Raw genomic sequence first — 9,267 nt, 5'->3', positions numbered from 1 at the left:
GTGTTGTTGGCTTGCAGCTTGTTAAAACTGGCGTTGCCCGCAATGCTGTATTTTTGGTAAAAGTTATACGTAATGCCGATGGCCGAACCAAAATTATGGTACTTGTTTTTGGCATTGGTGTAAACGCGGTAGCGGTCTTGCCCAGCGCTTGCTGCCGTTGTTGAAGTTGCCGTAGTTGCATCACGGTTTCTGTCCAGCATAGCCAAAACTGCAGCATCCGAACCAACCGTACTGTTTTTAGGCACATAAACTTGTACCTGGCCGAGAAAACCGGTGTAAATATTACTGTAGGCATCCAAATCAACCACCACTTTGTTATCAAACAAAACACCTTTGTAACCAGCTTCAAAAGAACTGATACCTTCGGGCTGTGCTTTTGGCAAATCGGCTACTTGCAGCAAATTTCGGTTGGCCAAAGCAGCGGCATCGGTATTTCCGGCGGCGGCAACGGCTGCATTAAAGTTGATGACCGAAGCTTGCGTGTAGCTGTTTTCCAGGTAACCTAAACCCTGATCAATATAAGACAAACTGCCAACACGGCGCACACGGCCATTATTGACGTAAGACAAAGCCTCAAACAAAGACGGAAAACGGTAGCCTTTTTGGTAAGTGATGCGGAAGTTGTGGTTATCGGCAGGCGAGTAAACGGCGGCAATGCGCGGGGTAAATTTGGGGTCGAAATCAGGGTTGTAATCAAACCGCAACGAACCGAACAGCTTTAACTTCTCTTCAAAAAAGGTTTTGGTAACTTGAGCGAACGAACCAAATTTTTTGTAGTAAACATCGTTGCCAAAACTGCCATCCGGAAGCGGTTTGTTCCGGTCGGCAATCGGCCGCGAAAAGTCCACGAAGTTATTTCCGTCGGGGATGATCTGATAAATGCGGGCATCGGCACCAATCAGCAAGTCGAAAATTTTAACTGTTTTTGATAAATCCCACTGGCCTTCGGTATGGTACAAACGGCTATTTTGGACTAAAGCTGCGCCGCCGGTTGCCGGTGCATCAGGAATTAAGCTGGACTTGATGTCCCAATTGTTAATCCCGATAATCGTATTTTTCAGATCGTTGAAAGCTTGTGTCCCAGGCAAAACACGCCCGGCATCGGCAGCGGCGCGGGCAGCTTGTGTTGCAGAAGCCAGGTCTGCACCCTTGTTCAATTGCGATACCAAAGCGGCTTTATATTTTGCCGCCCAGGCGGTATTGCTTCCGCCGCTTGCCAAATCCAGGTTATCGGCCAGCGGTTTTACATTGTAAGATTTGCCGGTGTTTTCCAACGAAACATAGCTCAAGATTTTAAAGTTTTTGCCTTTGATATCCAAGCTGTGGTTTTGTACGATCACATCCTGCAAACGGATTTTATTGCCGCGCTGGAAAGTACCGTCCATGTCGCCAATGCGATATGTGTACGCAATCTCGGTATTTTTACCCGGACGGAAATGCAGCGAGGCATCAAACTTTAAATTCTTTACCGAAGGGTCAACTAAATCTTTTTCGTAATAACCTGTCCGCGCCACGCGCAAAGTTTGGTTTGGTTTTCCGTTGATGGTCAAGCCACTGATCGAAACCACATTGCTTCCTGCCAAAGCATCATCGCCATACTTGTTCCAGCCGTCATAAGCCACATTATTTGCACCGTTTAATTGAGGAAAGCCCGGATTGGCACTGTTTAAATTATTTGGGTTTTGATCGAGCCGCGTGTTCGAAATCCAGTCTGTTCCGTGCATATAACTACCGTTCACTTTAAAAGCCCATTTATCGCCAAAAGCTTTGGCGTAACGCAGCGCAGTTTCTGTTAAAACGCTTGGGCCAACATCAATCCCGTCCACATGATTTACGCCGGTACGCTGGTAAATGCTCAAACCCTGGTAAGTAAATGGGCTTTTGGTGAGTAAGTTAGCCATCCCGTTAATCGCGTTCATGCCATACAAAGCCGAAGCTGCACCGGGCGTAATTTCGACACTGGAAATATCGAGGTCAGTTGGCCCAATGGCATTGCCAAGCGGAACGCCCAAAGTTGCAGCCTGCATATCCACACCATCTACCAGTTGCATAAACCGGAAGTTGTTGGGGATGTTGAAACCGCGCGTGTTGGGCACTTTAAAAGTCAGGCTGGAAGTCGTCATTTGTACGCCTTTTACGTTTTCCAGCGCATCATAAAAGCTGGGCGCGGGCGAGTTGCGGATGGCGCGAATGTCCAACTTTTCAATCGCTACCGGCGAACGCATGATTTTTTCTTCCTGCCGGGAAGCGGTAACCACCACTTCGTTTACAATCATAGATTGCGTAATCAGTTGCACATTCAACTGGCTGCCTGGCTTGCTTACTTCAAATTCCTGCGGCTTAAAACCGATGCTGGAAAACACCAGCTTTAAAGGAAATTTGGCATTGGTGGTAATAGAAAACCGGCCTTGCGCATCCGAAGTAGTACCGGATGTGCTGCCCGTAATTTTGACCGAAACACCTGGAAGCGCCTGGCCGTTATCGTCTTTTACCACGCCGCTTAAAATGTAATTGCCATTCAGTTGGGCAATGGACAGGAGTGGGAGCAGGAATAAAAGGAGCAATAAACTGGTTTTTAAAAAGGACGTAGAAATTTTCATGCAATAAATTTTGTGTGATAAAAACAGCAAGTTTTGTTGATATAAAAGGAGGGAAGCACTACAAACGGCCATAATAGCCAAACCGGCAGACACCTAAAAAGAGGTGGTAAAAGAAGTAGTACATAAACCCTATCAATTAAGTGGGCTAAAATAAGTTAAGGTTTTTAAATCCGCAAATTGTTTTTTGGGATTTATGTCAAGGTTGAAAAAAAAGAATTTTAGGTGGTAAAAGAAGTATCAGTTTAAATTAACCGAATAAATTGACGAAAGAAAACAAAAAGACAAGCTTTCTTTTAAATAAAAAGTGTAGTCATAAAAAGAGCTTCAGAATTTTTCTGTTTTAAGTGTTGCACTCGTCTTAAAGTATTATCGAAAAAGGATGTAAAAAAATAAATATAATCCTTGCCGTTTAATTTAATGTTATTACATTTGTAAGTAATCACTTACTTTTTTATGACTGACAAACAAGAACGGATATTAAGTTGCGGTTTACAATTGTTTGCTAAAAATGGTTACAATGCAACTTCTACCAGCCAGATAGCTAAGGCGGCCGAAGTTTCGGAAGGATTGATTTTTCGCCATTTTAAAAGTAAGGAAGGTTTGCTTCATGCAATTCTTAAAGAAGGCCAGCAAAAAATTGACCAGCTTTACGCCAATGTAATTAATGAAACCGAACCAAAATCAGTGATTAAAAATTTTTTACAAATACCTTTTTTAGTGCCGCAAACTGAATACAACTTCTGGAAATTGCTGTTTGCCTTGAAATGGGAACTGGATATTGACAACTCGGTAAACCAGAAGCCCATTAACATAGTTTTAACCAAAGCGTTTGAGCAATTATCCTATAAAGAACCGGACTTGGAAGCAGCGTTTTTAGTAAATTATTTGGAAGGTTTTACCAGTGCTATTGTAAAAGGAGACGGCGTTCCTGACAGTAATTTAAATGCTTTTTTGCAAAGGAAATATATGCTTTAAAAAAAATTTATAATAAAAATAAGTAATTACTCACTCATTAATAAATTAATTCAATCATGACAAACAAAACAATTTTTATTACCGGTGCAAGCAGCGGTATTGGTAAAGAAACAGCTAAGTATTTTGCAGAAAAAGGCTGGAACGTAGCAGCTACCATGCGAAAAGTAACTGAAGTAAACGAGTTGCTAAAGTACCCTAACATCAAACTTTATGTTTTGGACGTGCAGGATGAACACAGCATTAATCTTGCCTTAGAAGCAGCAATCCAGGATTTTGGTTCTATTGATGTTTTATATAATAATGCAGGTTATGCTTTGGCCGGTGCTTTTGAGGCATTGTCCCAAGAACAGATTCAGCATCAATTTGCTACCAATGTTTTTGGCGTAATGAACATGACCAGGGCGATCCTTCCTCATTTTCGTGCTAAAAAAAGTGGCGTTATTATTAATACAACTTCAACAGGCGGCATCATTACTTTTCCTTTATACAGTATTTACAACAGCACGAAATGGGCAATAGAAGGGTTTATGGAATCATTGCAATTTGAATTAAAACAATTTAACATTAAGATCAAGAACATTGAACCGGCTACTGTAAAAAGTAACTTTGAAAGTTCGATTAGCTTTGTCTCCAATCCAGATTATGATAATTATGCGAAAAAAGTTCAGCACAATATGCTTGCAAGTTATAAAAATGCACCCGCTGCAACTACAATAGCTCCCGTTGTGTTTAAAGCAGCCAATAGTAACAACAATCAATTACGTTATCCGGTAGGGCAGGCAAAAGTTGCTTTTTTTATGCAATGGCTTTTACCGTTAAATTTGTTTAAAAAAATAATTGCAAGCGGTTTGGAAAAAGAGATTAGATAAAATAACTGTATTTAGGATAAGAATGCAAATCAATGATATGTTTAACAGTTTTTTTTAAACATATAAAAGTTTACCAGGTATTTTAAAACCAATATACGGGCTTAAACTATTTTTGGTAACAACTTTAATTTTTCGTTTTTTGAAAATACTTTTTAACAAAGCATAAGCGGACATATAATTGTCAAAGATTTCTTGGGTGGGTTCAAAGTCAATTAATACTCTTTCAGTTTAAATTTTCTTCGGCAGACAATTTCAATATGTTTTCTTTAACATCAACTTTTGCAAGAGTAGATTGATGGGGTTTTACAAATTTTTTGTTGTGAAAGGCTTTTGCAACACCACCACTAATTTTACCTCCATAAAAACAACATCCCAACTTACCTCGTATAATTTGGTGCTTACTTAGTAATCGTAATGTTTAGCGATTGGGATTCTCAAACGTTTACACTATTATTAAACTTTCCCAAACTTCTCTAGTTTTAATATCTCACTAATTTCTTCATAATTTATTCGTAATTGTATGGTCGCAATTTCCCAAATTATTTCATAATCAATTCCAAAATATTCATGGGATATACGATTTCTCAAGCGGTACATTTCTTCCCATGGAACATAATCATATTTTTCCTTGATAACTTTAGGTAAATTTTTAGAAGCTTCGCCAATAATTTCAAAATTACGAATAACTGCATCTACAGTTTTATAATCCCATTTAAAATGCTGAAAATCTAACCCAGAAATATATTCCTGCACTCTTTGCATAGAGAGGACAATATCTTCCAAATTACAAAATTGAATTTCTTTCGCTTGGTTTCAAATGTATATGACTTGATTGAGAATTGAATTTTTTATTTGTTCCTTTAAAGCATTCTTCGTTACCAAATCTACAGGAAGGCCTAATGCTTGTTCTAGAAATTTTTCTAAAGTAAAAAACGCCCAGCCTACAGGTTTTGAAAACGCAACAATTAAATCCAAATCACTTTTATCTGTTTGTTGGTTATTCGCATAAGAACCAAAATAACCAATTTCACTGACATGAAATTGATCAATTAGAATAGGCTTTATTTCTTTTAATTTATGTTCTACGTCTGCTCTTAATAACATATATGCAAGATAAGGATTTTAAAGAAAATATTTAAGTACTTCTTTTACCACAAAAAATTCTACCATTTCCCCAATCCAATTTTCCCCCCATAAAAACAGCATCCCAACCTACCTCGTATAATTCGGCGCTTCCTTAGTAATCGTAATATCATGTGGATGCGATTCGCGGATGCCGGCAGAAGTAATGCGTACAAACTTGGCTTTTTGCAACGCTTCGATATTGGCGGCACCGCAGTAGCCCATGCTGGCGCGCAAACCGCCAACGTATTGGTACATCACTTCGGCCAAACTGCCTTTTACCGGCACACGGCCCACGATGCCTTCGGGAACTAATTTTTTAATATCGTCTTCTACGTCCTGGAAATAGCGGTCTTTCGAGCCTTGTTCCATCGCTTCAATCGAACCCATACCACGGTATGATTTAAAACGGCGGCCTTCATAAATGATAATTTCGCCCGGCGATTCTTCCACACCGGCAAACAGCGAACCGGCCATAATCGAACTTGCACCGGCTGCAATCGCTTTCGGGATATCGCCGGTATGTTTGATTCCCCCGTCAGCAATCACCGGGATGCCGGTTCCTTCCAACGCTTTGGCACATTCGTAAACGGCGTACAACTGCGGCACGCCAACTCCGGCAATAATACGCGTGGTGCAAATAGAACCCGGGCCGATTCCTACTTTTACCGCATCGGCTCCGGCATCGGCCAGTGCTTTGGCGCCTTCGCCGGTGGCCACGTTGCCTACGATAACTTGCAGATCTGGATATTTGGCTTTTACTTCTTTTAACCGGTCAATTACACCTTTGGAGTGGCCGTGCGCCGTATCAATCGTAACCACATCTACGCCCGCTTTCACCAAAGCGTCTACGCGTTCCAGCGTATCGGCAGTAACGCCAACGGCAGCGCCAACACGCAAACGGCCATGCTCGTCTTTGCAGGCGTTAGGGTAGTTTTTAAACTTTTGGATATCTTTAAACGTGATCAAACCCGACAACCGCCCATCGCCATCCACCACCGGCAGTTTCTCAATTTTATGGTTTTGCAGGATGGCTTCGGCCTGAATTAACGTGGTTCCCAACGGCGCGGTTATGAGGTTTTCTTTCGTCATCACTTCCCGCACCGGTTTGTCCATTTCTTTTTCAAAACGCAAATCGCGGTTGGTGATGATGCCGGTGAGTTTGTGTGCCGCATCCACCACCGGAATGCCGCCGATGCGATATTCTTTCATGATTTTTACGGCATCGGCAATCACGGCATCGTGTTTTAACGTAACCGGTTCCTGGATCATGCCGCTTTCCGAACGCTTTACTTTGCGCACTTCATCGGCCTGCAAAGTAATGCTCAAGTTTTTGTGCAACATCCCAATTCCGCCGGCCTGCGCAATGGCAATGGCCAGGGCAGCTTCGGTAACGGTATCCATCGCAGCCGAAACAATAGGTACGTTAAGCTTGATTTTTCGGGTTAAAAATGATTTGGTATCTACATCGCGGGGCAAAACTTCGGAGTATGCCGGCACGAGCAATACATCGTCATACGTTAAACCTTCGGCAACAAATTTGGCGGGGTCAAATTCCATAGCAAACAATTTAGGGGTTAATTATTTGCCGGGCAAAGATAGCATTTGCAACGGTATTTTAGGCCGAAAATACTTTTATGTTTCAGTTGGTTTCTACAAAAATTGGCCGTTCTGATGCGGTTACCGTCAGTTTTCCGTTTTTTACCGGCACCAATTTTTTACCCATAAAAACAGTATCCGGTTGGTAGCGGTAGATGGATGCTTCTTTTACCTGCCCTAAATTCAAATGGCAAATGGCAGTTCGGCCGGTTTCATCAGGGACGGTTAGCACGTACATTTTCTTTTTGCCGGAAACATAAACATCAACCAAAGGATCCTGACTTAAAGTTTGCACGTATTGAAAATTGCCCATCAAGTTTTTTGCCTGCAAAATAAATTCTGCGGAAGGGCGTCGCGATAAACCATTGACCAACCCTGAAGAAGAATATTGCACGAAGCTTTCTTTGTTCACGTCATCCAACATGTAAAAAAACACTTTGTTGATGCCATGGCGCGCAAACAAAAGCGAAGTGCGCAAAAGCCAATCGGCCTGCGTGTCTTCAATAGTTTTGTTGCCAATGGCTTTGGCGGCTTGCGGCGTGTTTGGGTTGATGTCGTAACCAACCTCGGTTACCCAAACCGGTAAATGATATTGTTTGCCCAGCTTTACAAATTCATCGGCTTTGCTGCCTTCGTCAGAAAGTTCCGGCGCAATTCCTCTTTTTGCCTGATGGTTAAAGTGCGAAGCCTGGTCGTTGGCGTAATAATGGTAATTGATGACATCAAAACAAAGGTCAACCAAACCATCCGGCTTGTAGCCACGGTGCTTTTTGCACCAATCAATCATGCCTTGCACATATTTTACCTCCGGCGAAGCCAAACCGCCCATCACTACTTGCAGGTTTGGGTCTGCTGTTTTTACACCCACATTTTTGCCGAGTTTACCTTTGTTGCCGTCGTAAAAGGCAGAAAGGTTTGCGGCGTATTGCTCCGGGCTTTGGTAGGCTTTTTTGCCTTTCCATGTTTTGTCGCGTTCGTTGTCGCATTCCAGGTATTTCACCAAATTTAAACCGATCTTTACCTGGTTGATGCTGTCGCCCGTCCAGCGTTGTTTTGGGTTGACTTTCACCAAAGTAGTATCTACATTTTTGTTGCTGCCATAGCGCGCCGCAAACTGAAATGCTGCTTTTGCCTGCAAAATATAAGAAGCCGGATCTTCCAAATTACTGCCATAAGGTGCCGGGACGTTTTCGCCGTCGCGCTCTTTTTCCGGGTAAGATTTTAACAGCCAGGCCGGGCAGTTTTTTAAGCAGGCCAAAACGGTAATGCCCTCTTTTTTGCAGCGTTCGTAGATGGCATCGTAGTTCCAGCCGCCGCTGTGCGTTGGGTTAAAAGTATAATTGCCCGGTTCGCTTTCCAGCTTTTCCCAATCCATATAATGCCTGAAACCGCTGAAAGATTTGATCATTTCCATCTTCGGTTCAAAAATCCGGGTCGGGTCGTTTGCGCCTTTTGGATCGCCTAAAAAATCCCACTCAAAAGCATTTACCCCAAACATGTCTTTTAAAAAAACGGGATTTTTGGTGTACTGTGCCTGAGCAATTTTTTGCGCATCAGCAGGACCGGTGGTAGTTTCCGTTTCGTTTTTTCCACAACTTGCGGTCAGTAGAAATAAAACACAGTACCATAAAATATTTTTCATCTGCTATTACGTAGGTGTGTAAAATGAAATGAAGCTAAGGAATTTGGCCGCAAACCAGCACATTTATAGTTTTGCCTCAAACTGGCTAGGATATTGTTGGTGCTTGTTTTAAAAACCGGCTTGTTATTTTTATTTAAACGGGTTTGGTTAAGATGACAAAAACAGGATGTGGCAAATTGGTTTTGCGACATTTATTTAAGTAACAAAACAATTAATTGCAACATTGTTGGTTTACCATCAGTGATGTGTTTTTAAAGACCAATTTTTCTCTAAAACAGAAACAACCATGACAACAAAACCAATATTAGATTTCAACGATCAAAGCCTGAAAAACTTTTTTTTGGGCAGCCGTCAGTCCATGTGGGTTACTGACTTGGCTTTTGAATCTATATTAGACGTTAATCATACGGCCGAAAAAACTTTTGGTTACAGCCGCACCGAATTTTTAGCAACGCCATTG

At 41.8% G+C, this 9,267-nt stretch carries 7 protein-coding genes (1 of these 7 only partly in view); 2 read left to right on the top strand and 5 right to left on the bottom strand.

Annotated features, from left to right (window positions below; genetic code table 11):
* Nucleotides 1–2,600: the 5' portion of a TonB-dependent receptor gene (locus tag Q0192_RS17940; RefSeq protein WP_299291746.1), read on the bottom strand. It extends 322 nt beyond the left edge of the window; the window shows 2,600 of its 2,922 coding nt (coding positions 1–2,600); its start codon is at nt 2,598–2,600; the stop codon falls past the left edge of the window.
* A gap of 453 nt (nt 2,601–3,053) precedes the next feature.
* Here Q0192_RS17940 and Q0192_RS17935 point away from each other — a divergent pair, with 453 nt between their 5' ends.
* Nucleotides 3,054–3,575 (top strand): TetR/AcrR family transcriptional regulator, encoded by a 522-nt coding sequence (locus tag Q0192_RS17935; RefSeq protein ID WP_299291744.1) that lies wholly within the window; start codon nt 3,054–3,056, stop codon nt 3,573–3,575.
* 56 nt (nt 3,576–3,631) lie between these two features.
* Complete coding sequence (locus tag Q0192_RS17930) at nt 3,632–4,444, top strand: SDR family oxidoreductase (RefSeq protein ID WP_299291742.1); 813 nt, start codon at nt 3,632–3,634, stop codon at nt 4,442–4,444.
* 453 nt (nt 4,445–4,897) lie between these two features.
* Here Q0192_RS17930 and Q0192_RS17925 read toward each other — a convergent pair whose 3' ends face one another.
* From Q0192_RS17925 to Q0192_RS17910, 4 genes are all read right to left on the bottom strand, one after another.
* Complete coding sequence (locus Q0192_RS17925) at nt 4,898–5,227, bottom strand: DUF86 domain-containing protein (RefSeq protein WP_299291740.1); 330 nt, start codon at nt 5,225–5,227, stop codon at nt 4,898–4,900.
* A gap of 30 nt (nt 5,228–5,257) precedes the next feature.
* A complete protein-coding gene (locus Q0192_RS17920) occupies nt 5,258–5,548 on the bottom strand; it encodes a nucleotidyltransferase family protein (protein ID WP_299291738.1) in 291 nt (96 codons plus the stop codon).
* Between the two features lie 108 nt (nt 5,549–5,656).
* A complete protein-coding gene (gene guaB, locus Q0192_RS17915) occupies nt 5,657–7,126 on the bottom strand; it encodes an IMP dehydrogenase (protein ID WP_299291736.1) in 1,470 nt (489 codons plus the stop codon).
* A gap of 82 nt (nt 7,127–7,208) precedes the next feature.
* Nucleotides 7,209–8,807: a hypothetical protein gene (locus tag Q0192_RS17910; protein ID WP_299291734.1), complete on the bottom strand. Its 1,599-nt coding sequence runs from the start codon at nt 8,805–8,807 to the stop codon at nt 7,209–7,211.
* Nucleotides 8,808–9,267 lie beyond the last annotated feature (460 nt).

Origin of the sequence: uncultured Mucilaginibacter sp., assembly GCF_937859865.1 — a bacterium.
Taxonomy (GTDB): domain Bacteria; phylum Bacteroidota; class Bacteroidia; order Sphingobacteriales; family Sphingobacteriaceae; genus Mucilaginibacter_A.
Note: the sequence above shows the minus strand (reverse complement) of the source record. Positions and strands in the feature narration are given on the sequence as shown.